Below are 17,107 nucleotides of genomic sequence, written 5' to 3'. Positions count from 1 at the left end.
CATGGCGGGTTGTAGGCGAAACATTCATTGTAGCAATCTGCCTAATCAGCCGCTTCGACCAAGCATGGAAAAATAATGGTAAAAATCGAGCCTTGGCCAAACACACTTTCAACCTGAATCGTGCCATTCAATAGCTCAATAAAATGGCGACATAACGCCAAGCCCAAGCCCGTGCCGCCATAGCGCCGTGTCGTCGAGGCATCGCCTTGGGTAAACGGCTCAAACAAACCCAATATTTGCTCGTTGGTCATGCCAATGCCGGTATCACTCACCCGACATTGGACATGCTGGCTAGCTGGGTCAAAACTCACACTCAAATTGATGCTGCCATGGTTGGTAAATTTTGCAGCATTGCTCAACAGATTAAGCAAAATCTGGCGCAGCATCGCCCGATCAGTATGAATTAATGGCAATTGTTTGTTTGGCTCAAACGCGAGGCTATTGGCATTTTTATAGGCCATTGGGCTAATGGTGGCAATCAATTCATGGCCTAATCCATTCAAATCAAACGTTTCGGCAGCAATTTGATATTTACCAGCCTCAACTTTGGCCAAATCAAGCACATCATTGACCAAGTTGAGCAATTGATGGCCTGCATCGTTAATCTGACCAATATCATGGCGAAAATCGTCAAGCATGCTGGGATCGCTAAAATCGGTATCGTCCATCAGCAATTCGCTATAGCCAATAATCGCATTCAGCGGCGTGCGCAATTCGTGGCTCATATTGGCCAAAAATGTGCTTTTGGCCCGATTAGCGGCTTCAGCAGCATCGCGGGCATGGCGCAAGGCTTCTTCTGCTTGTTTGCGCGCTGTTATTTCTTGAATCGTGCCCTCTGCATAGAGCGCAGTCCCATCATCTGCATACACCAAACGCGAGGTTTCGCTAATCCAGATCCGTTCGCCATTCGCAGGCCGATAGACTTCCGACTCAATTTCATCATACCCGCCATGGCTGTGCAGCAACTCGCGCAAATATTCGAAGCGCTCGGGATCAACATACATCGTGTTGAGATCGGCCACGTAATCGACCAATTCATGTTCGTGAGCAAAGCCTGCTAAGCGCACCAAGGCCGGATTGGCCCGTAACACTCGGCCATCAAGCGTGATCCGAAAAATGCCAATTTTAGTCGTTTCAAAGATTGTGCGATAATCGCGCTCAGCCATGCGCAACGCATCGGTTAATTGATGATGCTCAGTTATATCTTGCAACGAGCCATAGATTTTGATGGGCTGGCCAAACTCTAGCTCGACGCGCCCGGTAAAACGCCCCCAAAACATGCGCCCACGAAAGGTGCGCATTTCGAGGCTCAGATCAAACGAACCACGCTGCTCGATCATCTGGCGAAAAATTGCCTCAAGCTGAATAAGCGTTGCATTGGTATGAAAAAAATTCTGATTCTCGATCGTTGGCGTGTATTCAAGCGACGAGGTATCTAAAATTCGATACATTTCGCGCGTCCAATAGACTTGGTTGGTGCGCAGATCAATTTCCCAGCCAGCAACATGGGCGGTTTGCTCAGTTTGCAGCATCAAGCGCTCAAGCCGATTGCTCTCGGTAATATCGCGCACCAACCACACTTGGCGCTGGCCATGAGCCGCCAATGTACATTCTAAAAGGCAGCTTTGGCGTTGACGATTAACAATAAAGCCTTGGATTGTTTGGCCCAAGCTCGATGCTGAGGCAGCTGCATACAATTGGCGCATGCTAGCAGCCTCGGTGGGATATAACAGTTGAAACCATTGCTCAGTAGTGGTAATTTCGGCGTTGCTATAGCCAATCATCGCCGTAACTGCTTGATTGAAAAAAACCTGAGAACCTTGAAACCAGACCAAACCAACTGGAAATTGCTCAAGCGTCACATCTTTACGGCGGGTCGCTTTGATCAAACGGCGTTGCCAAGCGCTGGTCAGTGGCCATTTCAGTTTCTGAGGCATAGGGTATCGCCCTCACAACTCAAGTTTCAAGCCTTCGGTCTAAGCCCTATTGTAGTATGAGAAGCCCAACGATCCAAGTAGATTAAGCAAGCGTATCATTTATGACGCACTGCACAGCAGCAAGCAACGACCATGCTATAATGAGTTTCCCGCAGCACAATTCAGATCGCAGGAGGCGTTGTGGAATTAATTAAGAAATACGGCAATCGCAAGCTTTATCATACGAATGCCAAACAATATATTACGTTGCATGGCATCGCCAAGTTAATCCGCGCTGGCAGCGATGTTCGGGTGGTCGATAATGTTACTGGCGAAGATTTGACGGTGCAAACGTTATCGCAAATTTTGCTCAACAACAAAGGCCGCCGTTCAGGCCCGCTACCAATTCCGCTCTTATCCGATCTGATTCAAACCAGCGGCGAGACGCTCTCGCAGATGCGCCGCAATCTGTTCCAATCGCTTGGTGGCAGCCAAATTGTTGAAGCCGAAATTCGCTTGCGGCTTGAACATTTGCTCGATGAAGGCAAAATCAGCGAAGAATTATGTCAACGGATGGGTCAATTATTGCTCAATGATTCGGGCCATGCGCACGCCGAAAATCTGCCCGATCGCTCTGATGTCGAACGCTTGAAAGGCCAAGTTGAGCAACTTGCCAACTTAGTCGAACAATTGTTACAGGATAAATAAGCAATCGCCGTTTCTCCGATTCGTTTGCCGACGTATCGCCAATGGCAATGAGGCCACGATCAATGAAGAATTCAACCCCATCTAAACGCGCGCTCGTCCTTGCCGGTGGTGGCATCTCTGGAGCTGTTTACGAAATTGGCGCACTCCGTGCCATCGATGATCTCCTCACAACCCTCACAATCAATGATTTTGATATGTATGTTGGCACCAGCGCAGGCAGCTTAATTAGCTCGTGTCTGGCCAATGGCATTACGACCCGCGAGTTGCTGCGTATTCTCGAAGGAGCCTTGCCCGATGCCAAACGCCTGCAACGCGACCAAATTTTGGCGCTCAATTTGCGTGGCTTAGTCAAACGCGGGCGACGCTTGCCACGGCTTTTGGCCCAACGAGCGATCGAAACCTTGCGCCATCCACGCGATTTTGCGCCCTTGGATTGGGCTTGGAAGATGCTCGAAGGCTTGCCCAACGGCATTTATTCAACCAATAGTTTAGAGCGCTATCTACGCAATTTCTTGGCCGAACGTGGTAGCAATCATTTTGCTGATGTGCAACGCGAGCTGTATATCGTGGCGACCGAGCTTGATAGCGGCGATCGGGCGGTGTTTGGCGAGGGCAGCCTGCGCAATGTGCCAATTTCGGCAGCAGTCGCTGCATCAAGCGCGATGCCGATTGTCTATGAGCCAGTGCGGATCAATGGCGTTGATTATATTGATGGTGGCGTGCGTGGCACGGCCAGCCTCGATGTGGCGATTGATCGCGGGGCCAAATTGATTGTCTGTGTCAATCCGCTGGTTGCCTTTGATAATCGCAAGCAACAGCTTGGCAGTCGCATCGCCGATGCAGGAATTCAGGCGATTGGCAACCAAGTATTTCGCACCTTTATTCAGGCTGGTTTACACTATCACATCAAAAAATTACGCCAGCAACACCCAGATGTTGATATTATTTTGATTGAGCCACGGGCTGATGATGCGACGGTGTTTGGCGAACATGTGCTGCATTATGATGAGCGCATGATGCTAGCCCGCCATGGATACGAATCGGCCACGATTCGCATGGCCGACCAATATCAAGATTACAAGGCAATTTTGGCCAAGCATGGCGTGCAAATCAGCCGCCAACGGGTTGCTAAAGAGCTACATCATCTGTTTGCCAGCGACGATGCCGACACCGTGCACTCGTTACTTGCCCGCGACCCCAGTGGCAAGCGCCTGACCAACCCCCAAAAAAGCTGGCGCACTGCCAACCTCGCCCACACCCTCGACGACCTTGATGCGCGGCTTGGCAACTTGGAATAATTGAGATTGATCCCCTCACCCCAACCCCTCTCCCACGGCGGCGGGCGAGGGGCTTTAATCTCGTGGTTCGTGCATGAAGCGTGGTGGAGCGTCCCCTCACCCCAATTCCTTTCCCACGCGGCGGGCGAGGGGCTTTAATTTTATCGTTCGTGCATGAAGCGTGGTGGAGCGTCCCCTCACCCCAACCCCTCTCCCACGCGGCGGGCGAGGGGCTTTAATCTCGTGGTTCTCTCCCAGTTCCTTGGTAAAAAAAAGTCGGCTCCCCTCGCCCGCGTTCAGTGGGAGAGGGGCTGGGGGTGAGGGCATGTTCTTGATTGCCAATCCAATCAACCCTATGTTCTATGTTCTATGCTCTTTTTTAACCTCTACTTGACAAATTCATTAATTTTTTATAAAATCTTTATAATTTCAATGAAATAAGTAAGGTTTTAGTCCATAGGCCAAAATGACAATCAATGGAGGAATGTCATGGATGTTGCGTACCGAAGGACGGCCAAGCTGCGCGGAGCATTTTCGCTCACCATCACCCTTGCTCTGCTGGCGGGAATGCTGCTGACGCGGGGCACGCCAACGCAAGCGGCAGGCAATGCAGACTGTCGGCCTGATGGGATGGCTCCAACCGCTGGAGTCGACACGCCCTATTGTGCCATTTACGATACCGCTGGCCGCGAAAAAATGGGCAGCGATCACCCACGCCGGATTATCGGCTATTTTCCAAGTTGGCGGACTGGCACGAATGGCCAGCCAGCATACCTCGTCAATAATATTCCTTGGAATAAAATCACCCACATCAACTACGCCTTTGCCCACATTCAAAATAGCCGGATCTCGGTTGGCAGCAACACCGCCACCAACCCCTCGATTGGTATGACTTGGCCTGGCGTTGCTGGCGCTGAAATGGACCCAGCCTTGCCTTACAAAGGCCACTTCAACCTGTTGACCCAATACAAACGCCAGCACCCGAATGTCAAAACCCTGATTTCGGTTGGTGGTTGGGCAGAAACTGGTGGTTATTTTGGCGATAATGGCGATCGGATTAGCGATGGTGGCTTCTTCAGCCTAACCGTGAACGCCGATAACAGCGTCAATACCGCAGGCATCAACACCTTTGCCGATTCAGTGGTTGGCTTCTTGCGTGGTTATAATTTCAACGGGGTTGATATTGACTATGAATATCCAACCTCGATGAAAGACGCTGGCCATCCGCTTGATTGGGTCTATGCCAACCCCCGCCGTGCTAGCCTGATGAAAGGCTATGTGGCGTTGATGAAAACCCTGCGCGAAAAGCTCGACGCTGCTGGGGCTGCTGATGGCAAATATTACATGCTAACGATTGCCTCACCCTCATCAGGCTACTTGCTGCGCGGCATGGAAACCTACCAAGTAACTCAATATCTCGATTATGTCAATGTTATGTCATATGACTTGCACGGCGCATGGAACGAGTATGTTGGGCCAAACGCTTCGTTGTATGATGATGGCAAAGATGCAGAATTAGCTGCGGCTGGAGTGTATACCACAGCCCAATATGGCGGCATCGGCTATCTCAACACCGACTGGTCGTACCACTACTTCCGTGGCAGCATGCCAGCGGGCCGAATCAACATCGGCGTGCCCTATTACACCCGTGGCTTCAAAAATGTCAACGGTGGCACAAATGGGTTGTGGGGCACAGCGGTTGGCTCGAATTGTCCAATTGGCTTGACCAAGTGTGGTGATGGCGCGCGCGGCATCGACAACATTTGGCACGATACCGAAAACGGCCAAGAAGTTGGCGCTGGCGCAAACCCAATGTGGCACGCCAAAAACCTCGAACAAGGACTTGCTGGTAGCTACATCAGCCAATTTGGCCTGAACCCAGCGACCGACCCAGAAGATCGCTTGACTGGTACCTACGTTCGCAACTACAGCAGCTCATTAGTTGCGCCATGGCTTTGGAATAGCCAAAAACGCGTCTTTATTTCAACTGAAGATGAGCAATCGCTGGGAGCCAAAGCCGATTATGTCGTCAACAAAGGCTTAGGCGGGATCATGTTCTGGGAGCTTTCGGGCGACTACGATTGGCACGCCGAGCGCAACAACGGCCAAGGCGAATATTTCATGGGCGATACCCTGACCAGCCTGCTGTATGACAAGTTCCGCAGCGCGCCAGCCTATGGAGCCAACAAAGCCAATCGCACGATGCCCAGCAATTTGCTCAACATCAAGGTCGATTTCACCAACTGGCCAATTGGCGATAACAACTATCCAATTAGTCCCAAAATGGTGATTACCAACAACTCAAATGTGACGATTCCCGGCGGCGCAACCTTTGAATTCGATTATGGCACCTCGGCTCCCAACAACGCCAAAGATCAATCAGGCTTTGGCTTTACCGTAACGAGCAGCGGCCACACTGGCAGCAACGCTGGTGGCTTGCGTGGCGATTTCAACCATATTCAATTCAAATTCCCGGGCTGGCAAACCCTTGCTCCAGGCGAGAGCGTAACGATTGATTTCGTCTACTATCTGCCAATGAGCACGCCATCGAACTGGACTGTGAACTTTAACAACACGACCTATGGCTTGGTGAGCGATTATCCACGTGGCACGGTGGTTGGCCCAACCCCAACGGTTGGCAACCCAACGAATACGCCAGTTGCGACCGCGACCCGCACGCCGATTGCGACCGCAACCCGCACGCCAGTTGGCCCAACGGCTACACCAACCCGCACGCCAATTGCCACCGCGACCCGTACGCCTGCACCAAGTGCAACGCCAACCCAGCCAGGTACGTGTACAGCGCCAGCATGGGAAAGCAGCAAAGTCTATCTGCGTGGCGATTTGGTTTCGTACAACAATCGTCAATGGTTTGCCCAATGGTGGACGCAAAATGAAACCCCGGGCAATGCTCAAGTTTGGCAGGATCAAGGGGTTTGTGGTGGGGGCAACCCAACCAATACACCAGTCGTGCCAGCAACCAGCACGCCACGACCAACCAATACGCCTGTTGTGCCAGCAACCAGCACGCCACGACCAACCAACACCCCAGTCCAACCAAGCGCTACCCCAACCAATACCACTGGCGTGCAGCCATGGGCAGCTAATGTAAGCTATGCAGCTGGGGCAAAAGTAAGCTATAACGGCATCATTTATACCTGTCTGCAACCGCATACCTCGTTGCCAGGCTGGGAGCCAAGCAACGTTCCAGCGCTCTGGCGCGCCAACTAAGCTCGCCATTGTTCAAGCCGCCGCGCCATGCACTCTAGGCCAGTGCATGAACGTGGCGGTTTTTTAGACCCAAAAACCCACGCCTGCAAGCTATTTTGCAGGCGTGGGTTTCGTTTAACTAGTATAGTTCTAAGTTAAGTTAGTGAGGAAGGGCGGTTGGTGGTGGCGTTGGGCCAGTTGGTGGCGCTGCCGTTGGCCGCACCGTGCTGGTTGGCACTGGCGTTGGATCGGCTGGGTTATGCGGCGGGCTGGTTGGAACCACCGTTGCCGTAGCTGGTGGCAATGCCGTTGGCACTTCGGTTGGGCAGGTTGTACAAGCCGCTGGCGTGCTGGTTACTGGCGGAACAACCGTTGGGCAAATCGTGCTACCACATGGCAATGGCGTGCTGGTTACTGGTGGCAATGCCGTTGGTTCTTCCGTTGGTACCTCGGTTGGACAGACCGTGCTGCCACATGGTGCTGGCGTGCTGGTTGCTGGTGGAACAATCGTTGGGCAAACAGCACCATTACATGGTGCTGGCGTGCTGGTTGCTGGTGGAACAATCGTTGGGCAAACAGCACCATTACATGGCAATGGCGTATTGGTTGGATACTGTGGCTCGCTCGTTGGAACCGCAGTTGGATCTGGCGGCACAACCGTTGGCTCTTGGCCCGCTGGAGTTGCGGTTGGTGGCACAACCGTTGGCTCTTGGCCCGCTGGAGTTGCGGTTGGTGGGCCTTGGGTTGGCACAGTTGTTGGCACAGTTGGATTACATGGATTGGTCGTGCTTGGTACACAAGCTGGCGTTGGCGTGCTGGTTGGCACAAGCGTTGGCCAAGTTGGTGGCAACGCAGTTGGTTCGATTGGGTCACATGGCCGCGTCGTGCTTGGCACACAGGTTGGCAATGGCGTAGCCGTCATACTTGGATTACAGGTAGTTGAACCTGGAACACAGGTTGGCAGCGCTGTCGCAACTTGGGTTGGCACGCTAGTTGGAACACTCGGATTACACGGCTTGGTTGTGCTTGGCACACAGGTTGGCCGAGCTGTCGCAACTTGGGTTGGCCGCGCAGTGCGCGTCACAACTGAAGCTACTTCAACATTTTTGCCAGTCTCAACTGGTTTGACTGCCCAAACTCCGCCAGCAATCAAAAACATCAGGCCCACTGCAAAAGACCACATCATTATCGTTTTGGTTCGAATCATTGTCGTTACTCCAAGCTTGGCACGGATCGTCCGCACCTGTTCGGTCGTAAGGTGGAGCGTGCTGGTTGGCAACTGTTCTAACAACTGGCTGGTTGTTTGTTGCTGACGAAGTGCTTGGCGACAAGCTGCACATGCAGCAACGTGCTGATTCACTACTTGCCACTCATCCTCAGTCAGGTGTTGCCAATCGCTGAGGAGCGGCTGAAGATCATGACACTTCATGGCCACGTTCCTCCTCATATAAACTCCGAAAACGATCACGGGCCCGTGATAATCGTTTGCGGACTGCACCTAATTCTTCACCGTTTAATTTAGCGACTTCTGCTGGACTACAGCCAGCGTAATGGACCATCAAGAGCACTTCTGCATCTTGGGGTTTGAGTTTGGCTAAGCAACCACGAATGGTTTGATTAATTTCAACATTCTGGGCGAAATTATTGGCTTCTGGTTGCCAGCTGCGCATAAACCAACTCCAACGCCGCTGGCGCCGAAGGTGATCTACGGCGAGGTTGCTGGCAATTCGGAAAAGCCATGCTTGGGGAATCGCTGGCAAAACCGCTGGATCAAGCACCTTCATAGCGCGGAGGAAGGTTTCTTGCACCAAATCGGCTGCCTGCTCAGGTTGCCCCACAATTCGCGTCAGATAGCGAAACGTTGCATCGTGATAGTCATCAAACCATTGGCTTATGACTTGGGTCACTGCCGTCTCTCGTTCGGTTGTGTGCACATAAGGAATAATCATAGGCTGCTTGCCCCGGCCGTAGCATGCTGTCTGCAATTAATGACGAACAGCTCGCCCCAAAATGGACAGGCAGAATCGCAATTATCCAAAATTGCTCAAATGTGCATGAAATCAGTACCGCAAGTTTATTCGTAAGGTTGAGCACGTAAAGTAATCAGGCGATTGATTAGTACTGAGGTCATAGTTTCCAATGAGTGATCTGACGTTGTTTACCCATGATTATCGGTCAACGATGTGGCATAAATTAAATCAGCAGCAACCGATTGTGGCAATCTTCGTTAGTCATTCGGTCGATGCCAGCTCGCAACAAATGCTGCGCACGCTCGAAGCCCAACAGGCGCAATTCCGTCAGTTACAAGCCCAACCAGTCATTTTGACCAAAACCAATCCCGCTCATTTAAACGCATTTATTCAGCACTTCCAGCCAATCTATCCTGTGCTCAGCGACCCTAACGGCGATGTGTTTCGCAGCTATAGCTTCGCCAGCGAACAACTCGAATTGCAAGGTGGCATTTTGGTTTTGCCACCACGCTCAATCACCGCAGTTTTTCGCTTTGTGCCGCAAAACGATGAGCAACAATTGCCAATCAATGAGCTTTTGGCATGCGTCAAAATGTTGAATTATTACAACTCAAGCGTTACGGCCTAGCAGCTGGCGATATTGGCGCGGCGTTAGGCCCGTAATTAAGCGAAATTGACGCGAAAACGCGCTATGATCAGCATAGCCACAGGCCAAGCCAATCACGGCAATCGAATCAGCGCCCGCCAGCAGCTGAATACTGGCATCAATGCGGGTTTTAATCAGCAGTTGCTTGGGGGTTAATTCAAAAATCTGTTGAATCGCCCGTTCGTATTGGCTCAATGATAGTTGGGCAAGCGTTGCTAATTGCTGAATTGATATTATTTCAGCAAAATGTTCGTTTAAATAATCAATTGAGCTAGCCACCCGCCGCCAAGTTGGGGCGTTGCGATTTGGGCTACGCAGATCGCGCGAAATCCCAATTAAGCCCACAATGTTGCCATTGCGATCGCGCAACGGGCATTTGTGGGTCACACACCAGCCTATCTGCAAATTTGGGTAAATATGCACCTCTAAGCGATGATTCAAGGCGTAGCCAGAGCGAATAACCTGCTGATCTTGGCTGGCATAACTCGTCCCCAACTCCAACGGAAATAGATCTTCGGGCAAACGCCCAATCAACTCCTGCTTACTGCGACAACCACAGCGTAAACGCAGGGTTTCATTGACCACACTATAGCGCCCCGCTCGATCCTTGCAGAAAAACACCACATCGGGCAATAGATCAAACAAGGGCACAAGTTGCGCCACATCTGGATACTCAATTGTGCAAAAATCCGCATGCTGCATAGCCTAATTGTACAAGACAAATCGCCATAAACCCGCTATTGTAAACAGGGGTCAGGAGCTAGGGGTCAGGGGTCAGCAAAGCAGAACCGCGAAGGACGCGAAGGTTTGATCCACGAAGGACACAAAGAGCACGAAGGAGATAAGGCTTTTGGCTTTAGGCTCTCGGAAAATCATCGAGGTTGGCAACAGACGGTTGGCACAGCACGGAATACCGATCCCTAGCCCGTGCTCCCCGACCCCTCGTGCGAAACCGCGAAGCGCACGAAACGCAAAGTTTGGGGTCACAGAATCAAACGCAACATTCCAGCACCTAAATATTTGGGGTGCAGGGGCTGAAAACCCCTGCGTCTCCCGCCTTGAGGCGGGACGGAAGGGTGGTGATCCTACCCTTGAAAGAATTTCTGAACCCCAATACTCAAGAGATGAAGATAAGGTTGCGAACCACTCCCCAATTCCAAAAGGAGGCATAATGCGCATTACCATTGTCGATTCGCATACCGCTGGCGAACCAACTCGCATCGTGATTGCTGGCGGCCCTGAGCTTGGCGGCGGCAGCGTTGCCCAACAACGTGATGTGCTAGCCCAAAACTACGATTGGCTACGCTCGGCGGTGGTCAACGAACCTCGCGGCTCCGATGTGTTGGTGGGCGCAATTTTATGTCCACCAAGCGACCAACGCTGTTGCACTGGCGTGATCTTCTTTAATAATGTTGGTTATTTGGGCATGTGCGGCCATGGCACCATCGGCTTGGTTGCAACCCTCGCCCACCTCGGCAAAATTGGGGTTGGCGAGCACCTGATTGAAACACCAGTCGGGATTGTCAGCGCAACTTTGCACGCCGACGGCCAAGCAACAATCGAAAACGTGCCAAGTTACCGCTATCAAGCCAATGTTGCACTCGATCTACCGAATCATGGCCGGATTCATGGCGATATTGCCTGGGGCGGCAATTGGTTTTTCTTGGTCAACGACCATGGTCAAGATCTCAGTTTGGCCAATGTTGAGCAACTCACCAATTTTAGTTGGCAGATTCGCCAAGCCCTCGAAGCAGCCAAGATTACTGGCGCAAACAATGGCCTAATCGATCATATTGAATTATTTGGGGCTGGCACTGAGGGAGCCAATAGCCGCAGTTTTGTGCTCTGCCCGGGCAAGGCCTACGATCGTTCGCCCTGTGGCACGGGCACGAGCGCCAAATTGGCCTGCCTCGCCGCCGATGGCAAGCTTGCGCCAAATACAGTCTGGGTGCAAGAAAGCATCATCGGCAGCCGCTTCGAGGCTGAATATCGCCACGCTGGAGAGGCAATTATCCCCAAAATTACTGGTTCGGCCTATGTTACGCTCGAAGGCCAGCTCATTTTGCACGAGGCTGATCCGTTTCGCTGGGGGATTCAATGAGCAGCGCGATTATCGTTGGCGGCGGAATTGTGGGCTGTGCCGTGGCGCTGGAATTGGCGCAGGCTGGCATCAAGGTTACGCTGATCGAGCGCGATTGCCTTGGTAGCGGCGCAACGGCGGCGGGCATGGGCCATATTGTGGTGATGGATGAGGACGAAGCGCAATTAAAGCTCACCTTGTATGGTCAGAAACTCTGGCAAGCGCTTACCGCTGCACACCCACAGCGCCACGAATATCATGAATGTGGCACGTTGTGGGTTGCCACCGATGCTGAAGAATGGCAATTGGTTGCTGAAAAAGCAGCTGTCTATCGTCAGCACCAAATTCCTTGCGAAATCTTGGATGCAGCAGCACTCTATGGCCACGAACCTGCACTGCGAGCGGGCTTAGTCGGTGGCTTGTTAGTACCAAATGATAGTGTAGTCTATCCGCCAAAAAGCGCGGTTTACCTTTGGCAACTGGCAGAAAACTATGCAGCCACGCTGGTCTACGGCGAAGTTAGTAGCATTCAATCCAATGCTGTACAGCTGAGCGATGGCCGCCAACTGCATGCCGATGCGATTGTGATTGCCAATGGCCAGCGTTGCATTGAGCTATTGCCAGAGTTGCCAATTCGTGCCAAACGCGGCCAATTGGTGATTACCGAGCGCTATCCCAACTTGATCAAGCATCAGCTGGTCGAATTAAGCTACATCAAAAACGCCCATGCCAGTAGCGGCGATTCAGTGGCCTTCAACCTTCAGCCACGGCCCAACGGCCAATTGCTGATTGGCTCATCGCGCCAGTTTGATCGCACTGATCGCCAAATCGATCAGCAGTTGTTAAGCACGATGTTGCGCAAAGCAATTGACTATGTGCCAGCGCTGGCCGATGTGCGCTGCTTGCGTACCTGGACTGGCGTGCGCGCCGCTTCACCAGATGGCTTGCCGCTGATTGGCCAGCATCCTGAGCAGGCAGGATTATGGCTCAATGTTGGCCACGAAGGCCTGGGAATTACGACCGCCTTGAGCAGCGCCCGCCTGTTGGCCGACCAAATGCTACAACGCCCAGCAGCGCTCGATCTTCAACCCTACCTGCCACGCGGCTTGCAGCAGGAGCAACGATGAAACAAATTCACATTTCAATCAATGACACACACTATCAGGTTGCTGAGCACAGCAATCTAGCCGCCGTGCTGATGGCCAACGCCATCGTCAATCGGCGCTCAGTTAGCGGCGAGCCACGCATGGCCGTCTGTGGCATGGGCAGTTGTGGCGAGTGCCGCGTAACAATCAACCAGCAAGCTCATCAACTAGCTTGTTTGCAGCAATGCTCCGAGGGCATGGAGGTGCAGTGTGAGCCTTAATTTGGTGATTGTGGGAGCTGGGCCAGCAGGCTTGGCCGCCGCGTGGAGCGCAAGCCAAAGCAAGGCCAATGTCACCCTGATCGATCAATATGATCAGGCTGGTGGCCAGATTTGGCGTGGAGCACACGCTGCGCCGAAGCGTTATCAACATTTGTTTGCTCAGCAGACCACACTGCGTTATCTCAGCAAAACTCATGTAATTGGCGCAAATGACGATCACTTGTTTTTGGCAACGCCGAACGGCCCGCAACAACTCGCGTTTGATCGCGTGATTTTGGCCAACGGTGCCCGCGAATTGTTCTTGCCGTTTCCTGGCTGGACTCTGCCCAAAGTGCTGGGAGTTGGCGGCTTGCAGGCCTTGGTCAAAGGTGGTTTGCCGATTGCTGGCAAAAACGTCGTCGTTGCAGGCAGCGGCCCGTTGCTGGTTGCGGTCGCCAGCCAGCTAAAACAGCGTGGTGCAATCGTTAAAGCCGTGGTTGAGCAAGCGCCATTAGGTCAATTGCTGCGGTTTGGTCGGAGCTTGGCTGGCTATCCAAGCAAAATTGGGCAAGCAGCCCAAAGCCTAGTCAGCTTACGCAATACGCCGTTTTATCCAAATACATGGGTCGTGGCAGCTGAGGGCGAGGGCACGCTGCAACGGGTGCGGTTAAGCAATCATCACATCATCGAATGCGATTATTTGGCCTGCGGCTGGGGCTTAATTGCCAACACTGAGCTAGCCCAACAGCTTGGGTGCAAACTTGAGCACAGTTTTGTGCTGGTTGATCGCAGCCAACAAACCAGCGTCAATCAGATCTACGCTGCTGGCGAATTAACTGGCATCGGCGGCGAAGATAAAGCAATCGTCGAAGGCCAAATTGCTGGCTTTGCGGCAACTGGCAATTATCAGGCGGCCAGTCAATTGGCCCACAAGCAAGCCCAAGCCCGCCAATTTAGCCAACAATTAGCAACAAGTTTCGCTTTACGGCCAGAATTACGCCAACTTGCGCAGGCCAATACGCTGGTTTGCCGTTGCGAAGATGTGACGTTTGAGCAATTGCAAACTCAGCCATCGTGGCGTAGCGCCAAACTCCAAACTCGCTGCGGAATGGGCATGTGCCAAGGCCGAGTTTGCAGCGGCGCAACTCAATATTTATTCGGTTGGGGTCAAGATAGTGTACGCTTTCCGATTCATCCGGTCAGCGTCGCCAATTTAGTAATGGAGTCAGTATGAGCATGTGGCATGGAGTTATTCCGGCAATTACCACCCGTTTTAATCACGATGGCAGCGTTGATCATGGCTTTTTGGCCGAGCACTGCCGTTGGATGTTGGATGCTGGCTGTGTGGGGATCGTGCCGCTTGGCTCGCTGGGCGAGGGCGCAACCCTGAGCGCTGCTGAAAAACAGGCAATTCTGCAAACCTGCGTCAAGGTTGCTGGCAAGAATCCGGTTATTCCAGGGATTGCAGCGCTTTCGACCGCTGAGGCTTGCCAGCTGGCCCAAATTGCCGAAGCCGAAGGCTGCTCAGGCTTGATGGTGCTGCCGCCGTATCTCTATTCAACCGATTGGCGCGAAATGCAAGCCCATATGAGCGCCGTCATTAGTGCCACCGAGCTACCAGTGATGATCTACAATAATCCGGTGGCCTATCGCACCGATTTTGTACCCAGCCAAATCGGCGAATTAGCCGAGCGCCACCCAAATGTGCAAGCAGTCAAGGAATCGAGCACCGATGTGCGGCGGGTCACGGCAATTCGGGCTGAGCTTGGGCAACGCCTCGAAATTCTGGTTGGGGTTGACGATGCGATTGTTGAAGGCATTGCAGCTGGCGCGGTAGGCTGGATTGCTGGCTTGGTTAATGCCTTTCCCAATGAATCAGTTGAGTTGTTTGAATTGGCACAGGCCGTTAGCGCAGGCCATGGCGATCGCGAACGTTTAGCGGCGATTTACGCTTGGTTCTTGCCATTGCTGCGGCTCGATACCGTGCCAAAATTTGTCCAATTGATTAAACTAACTCAGGCTATGGTTGGCATGGGCAGCGAAACCGTGCGCGCACCACGGCTTGAATTAGCTGGAGCCGAGCGTGAAGCAGCAGTTGCAGTGATTGAACAAGCACTCGCGCGACGGCAGGAGTTATGGCCATGAAACCTATTTTGATCAACGGCGAATGGCAGCTTGGCGATTATGTTGGCAGCTTTCAGGCAACCAACCCGACAACTGCCCAAACCATCGCCACCGAATATCCAATTTCTGGGCGCGGTGATTTAGAATTAGCCTTGAATGCTGGAGTTGCAGCCTCACGCGAGTTGGCGCAAAGCAACGCCGAACAACGAGCCACATTTCTCGAACGCTATGCAGACTTAATTGAAGCCAACCGCCAACAATTAAGCGAGCTAGCCCATAGCGAAACAGGCTTGCCAATCGAGCCGCGCTTGAATAGTGTTGAATTGCCGCGCACGGTCAATCAATTACGTCAAGCTGCTAATGCTGTGCGCAACCACACGTGGGAATTAGCAACGATCGACACAAAAGCCAATATTCGCTCGTTGTATGGCAGTTTGGCAGCGCCAGTTGCCATTTTTGGGCCGAATAATTTTCCGTTTGCCTACAACGCGATTGCTGGCAGCGATTTTGCCTCGGCCATCGCAGCAGGCAACGCCGTGATTGCCAAGGGCCACCCAAGCCATCCGGCTACCACTGAACGCTTGGCCCAATTGGCGCATGAAGCGGTTTTGGCCGCTGGTTTGCCTGCTGCGAGTGTGCAACTGCTCTATGGCTTGCCCGACGAATTGGGCTTAGCGCTGGTCAGTCATCCATTAACTGGCGCGATTGGCTTTACTGGCTCGCGGCGTGCAGGCTTGGCGCTCAAAGCTGCCGCCGATCAAGCGGGCAAAGCGATTTACCTTGAAATGTCGAGCATCAACCCAGTCGTCATGCTGGCGGGAGCAGTGACTGAGCGTGCCGAAGCGCTAGCCGCTGAATTTGCTGGCTCGTGTACTTTGGGTGCTGGCCAATTTTGCACCAATCCAGGCTTGTTGATTTTAGAACATTCGGCAGCCAGCAGCACGTTTATTGAAGCCACCAAAACCCATTTCAGCCAATATCCCAGCCTGACGCTGCTTAATCAAGGCGTTTTGGCAGGCATCGAAGAGGGCATCAGCGCATTGCACGATGCTGGGGCGCAAGTGTTGGTTGGCGGCCATGGCTTGGATGAGGGCTATCGCTATGCCAATAGTTTGCTGTATGTCGCGGGCAATAGTTTTCTCGCCAATCCTCAAGCGCTGAGCCACGAAGTATTTGGCCCAGTCAGCCTGATTGTGGAGTGTGCTGATCAAGCCGAGGTGTTGCAAGTGCTCGATTGCCTTGAAGGCAATTTGACGGGCAGCATCTACAGCAGCAGCGATGGCACAGATGAAGCGTTTTATCAGGTGGTAGCCGAGCGCTTGCGAGCCAAGGTCGGGCGGTTGCTCAACGATAAAATGCCAACCGGCGTGGCGGTCAGTTCGGCCATGAACCATGGTGGGCCATATCCGGCTACTGGCCATGCAGGCTGGACGGCAGTTGGTTTTCCGGCGACAATTCGGCGCTTTGCGGCGCTGCACTGCTACGATAATGTGCGCGAATCACGCTTGCCCAGCATTCTGCAAAATGCCAATCCGCAGGCAATTTGGCGCTTGGTTGATGAGCAATGGAGCAATGCTTAATGCTTGAATTAAAAACTAGGCTGGGTGGTTTGATGTAGGTTTTCCACCCTTCCGTCCCGCCAGCGGGAGACGCAGGGGGTTTTCAGCCCCCTGCACCCCCAAATATTTACTTAATGGACTGTTATTATGATTCTATACCCCCGTCGTGCGCTTCGTGCGCTTCGTGGATCAAACCTTCGCGTCCTTCGTGCTCTTCGCGGTTCCGTTTCCCTCGCCTCAAATCAGCAAGCAATCATTGTCAGAGCCAAGCA

The 17,107-nt window shown here is 52.7% G+C and carries 14 protein-coding genes; 10 read left to right on the top strand and 4 right to left on the bottom strand.

Annotated features, from left to right (window positions below; translation table 11 throughout):
- Positions 1-41: 41 nt before the first annotated feature.
- Complete coding sequence (locus ACFMKP_RS06420) at positions 42-1,937, bottom strand: ATP-binding protein (protein ID WP_382290122.1); 1,896 nt, start codon at positions 1,935-1,937, stop codon at positions 42-44.
- Between the two features lie 180 nt (positions 1,938-2,117).
- Between ACFMKP_RS06420 and ACFMKP_RS06415 the strand changes: the two genes are divergently transcribed.
- From ACFMKP_RS06415 to ACFMKP_RS06405, 3 genes are all read left to right on the top strand, one after another.
- Positions 2,118-2,624 carry a polyhydroxyalkanoate synthesis regulator DNA-binding domain-containing protein gene (locus ACFMKP_RS06415; protein ID WP_204754417.1) on the top strand — a complete coding sequence of 169 codons (507 nt, stop codon included), beginning with the start codon at positions 2,118-2,120 and terminating at the stop codon, positions 2,622-2,624.
- 62 nt (positions 2,625-2,686) lie between these two features.
- Positions 2,687-3,922 (top strand): patatin-like phospholipase family protein, encoded by a 1,236-nt coding sequence (locus tag ACFMKP_RS06410; RefSeq protein WP_382290119.1) that lies wholly within the window; start codon positions 2,687-2,689, stop codon positions 3,920-3,922.
- Positions 3,923-4,390: 468 nt separating this feature from the next.
- Positions 4,391-7,132, top strand: coding sequence for a chitinase C-terminal domain-containing protein (locus ACFMKP_RS06405; RefSeq protein WP_382290117.1), 2,742 nt, complete (start codon positions 4,391-4,393; stop codon positions 7,130-7,132).
- A 139-nt stretch (positions 7,133-7,271) separates the two neighbouring features.
- Here the strand turns inward: ACFMKP_RS06405 and ACFMKP_RS06400 are convergent, their stop codons facing one another.
- Together ACFMKP_RS06400 and ACFMKP_RS06395 are read right to left on the bottom strand one after the other, a co-directional pair.
- The gene (locus tag ACFMKP_RS06400; protein WP_382290115.1) at positions 7,272-8,540 is read right to left on the bottom strand and encodes a hypothetical protein; all 1,269 of its coding nucleotides are present in this window, start codon (positions 8,538-8,540) and stop codon (positions 7,272-7,274) included.
- The gene (locus tag ACFMKP_RS06395) at positions 8,527-9,060 is read right to left on the bottom strand and encodes an RNA polymerase sigma factor (protein WP_382290114.1); all 534 of its coding nucleotides are present in this window, start codon (positions 9,058-9,060) and stop codon (positions 8,527-8,529) included. The genes ACFMKP_RS06400 and ACFMKP_RS06395 overlap by 14 nt, the downstream gene beginning before the upstream one ends.
- A gap of 190 nt (positions 9,061-9,250) precedes the next feature.
- On the opposite strand from ACFMKP_RS06395, the gene ACFMKP_RS06390 reads away from it, so the two are divergent.
- Entirely contained in the window at positions 9,251-9,709 is a 459-nt protein-coding gene (locus tag ACFMKP_RS06390; RefSeq protein ID WP_382290112.1) for a redoxin domain-containing protein, read from the top strand.
- Here the strand turns inward: ACFMKP_RS06390 and ACFMKP_RS06385 are convergent.
- Positions 9,692-10,390 carry a helix-turn-helix domain-containing protein gene (locus ACFMKP_RS06385; protein ID WP_382290110.1) on the bottom strand — a complete coding sequence of 233 codons (699 nt, stop codon included), beginning with the start codon at positions 10,388-10,390 and terminating at the stop codon, positions 9,692-9,694. The two genes, ACFMKP_RS06390 and ACFMKP_RS06385, sit on opposite strands and share 18 nt — an antisense overlap.
- 508 nt (positions 10,391-10,898) lie before the next feature.
- Here ACFMKP_RS06385 and ACFMKP_RS06380 point away from each other — a divergent pair.
- The 6 genes from ACFMKP_RS06380 to ACFMKP_RS06355 are packed head-to-tail and all read left to right on the top strand — an operon-like array spanning position 10,899 to position 16,856.
- A complete protein-coding gene (locus tag ACFMKP_RS06380) occupies positions 10,899-11,828 on the top strand; it encodes a proline racemase family protein (protein WP_382290108.1) in 930 nt (309 codons plus the stop codon).
- Positions 11,825-12,934, top strand: a complete 1,110-nt coding sequence (locus ACFMKP_RS06375) for an NAD(P)/FAD-dependent oxidoreductase (RefSeq protein WP_382290106.1) — start codon at positions 11,825-11,827, stop codon at positions 12,932-12,934. The genes ACFMKP_RS06380 and ACFMKP_RS06375 overlap by 4 nt, the downstream gene beginning before the upstream one ends.
- Positions 12,931-13,173 (top strand): 2Fe-2S iron-sulfur cluster-binding protein, encoded by a 243-nt coding sequence (locus ACFMKP_RS06370; protein ID WP_382290104.1) that lies wholly within the window; start codon positions 12,931-12,933, stop codon positions 13,171-13,173. Before ACFMKP_RS06375 ends, ACFMKP_RS06370 begins: the two co-directional genes overlap by 4 nt.
- Positions 13,163-14,386: an FAD-dependent oxidoreductase gene (locus ACFMKP_RS06365; RefSeq protein ID WP_382290102.1), complete on the top strand. Its 1,224-nt coding sequence runs from the start codon at positions 13,163-13,165 to the stop codon at positions 14,384-14,386. Before ACFMKP_RS06370 ends, ACFMKP_RS06365 begins: the two co-directional genes overlap by 11 nt.
- Positions 14,383-15,297: a dihydrodipicolinate synthase family protein gene (locus ACFMKP_RS06360; RefSeq protein WP_382290100.1), complete on the top strand. Its 915-nt coding sequence runs from the start codon at positions 14,383-14,385 to the stop codon at positions 15,295-15,297. Before ACFMKP_RS06365 ends, ACFMKP_RS06360 begins: the two co-directional genes overlap by 4 nt.
- Positions 15,288-16,856: an aldehyde dehydrogenase (NADP(+)) gene (locus ACFMKP_RS06355; protein WP_382290098.1), complete on the top strand. Its 1,569-nt coding sequence runs from the start codon at positions 15,288-15,290 to the stop codon at positions 16,854-16,856. Before ACFMKP_RS06360 ends, ACFMKP_RS06355 begins: the two co-directional genes overlap by 10 nt.
- Positions 16,857-17,107: the final 251 nt, after the last annotated feature.

It is taken from the genome of Herpetosiphon sp. NSE202, assembly GCF_042688385.1.
In the GTDB taxonomy this organism is placed as follows: domain Bacteria; phylum Chloroflexota; class Chloroflexia; order Chloroflexales; family Herpetosiphonaceae; genus Herpetosiphon.
The sequence above is the reverse complement of the archived record's forward strand: the minus strand, read 5'-3'. Positions and strand labels throughout refer to the sequence as shown.

Excerpts from the sequence above, each read along its gene's own strand:
- ACFMKP_RS06420 (WP_382290122.1), bottom strand. The coding sequence starts at position 1,937 with ATGCCTCAGAAACTGAAATGGCCACTGACCAGCGCTTGGCAACGCCGT.
- ACFMKP_RS06410 (WP_382290119.1), top strand. The coding sequence starts at position 2,687 with ATGAAGAATTCAACCCCATCTAAACGCGCGCTCGTCCTTGCCGGTGGT.
- ACFMKP_RS06405 (WP_382290117.1), top strand. The coding sequence starts at position 4,391 with ATGGATGTTGCGTACCGAAGGACGGCCAAGCTGCGCGGAGCATTTTCG.
- ACFMKP_RS06400 (WP_382290115.1), bottom strand. The coding sequence starts at position 8,540 with ATGAAGTGTCATGATCTTCAGCCGCTCCTCAGCGATTGGCAACACCTG.
- ACFMKP_RS06395 (WP_382290114.1), bottom strand. The coding sequence starts at position 9,060 with ATGATTATTCCTTATGTGCACACAACCGAACGAGAGACGGCAGTGACC.
- ACFMKP_RS06390 (WP_382290112.1), top strand. The coding sequence starts at position 9,251 with ATGAGTGATCTGACGTTGTTTACCCATGATTATCGGTCAACGATGTGG.
- ACFMKP_RS06380 (WP_382290108.1), top strand. The coding sequence starts at position 10,899 with ATGCGCATTACCATTGTCGATTCGCATACCGCTGGCGAACCAACTCGC.
- ACFMKP_RS06375 (WP_382290106.1), top strand. The coding sequence starts at position 11,825 with ATGAGCAGCGCGATTATCGTTGGCGGCGGAATTGTGGGCTGTGCCGTG.
- ACFMKP_RS06370 (WP_382290104.1), top strand. The coding sequence starts at position 12,931 with ATGAAACAAATTCACATTTCAATCAATGACACACACTATCAGGTTGCT.
- ACFMKP_RS06360 (WP_382290100.1), top strand. The coding sequence starts at position 14,383 with ATGAGCATGTGGCATGGAGTTATTCCGGCAATTACCACCCGTTTTAAT.
- ACFMKP_RS06355 (WP_382290098.1), top strand. The coding sequence starts at position 15,288 with ATGGCCATGAAACCTATTTTGATCAACGGCGAATGGCAGCTTGGCGAT.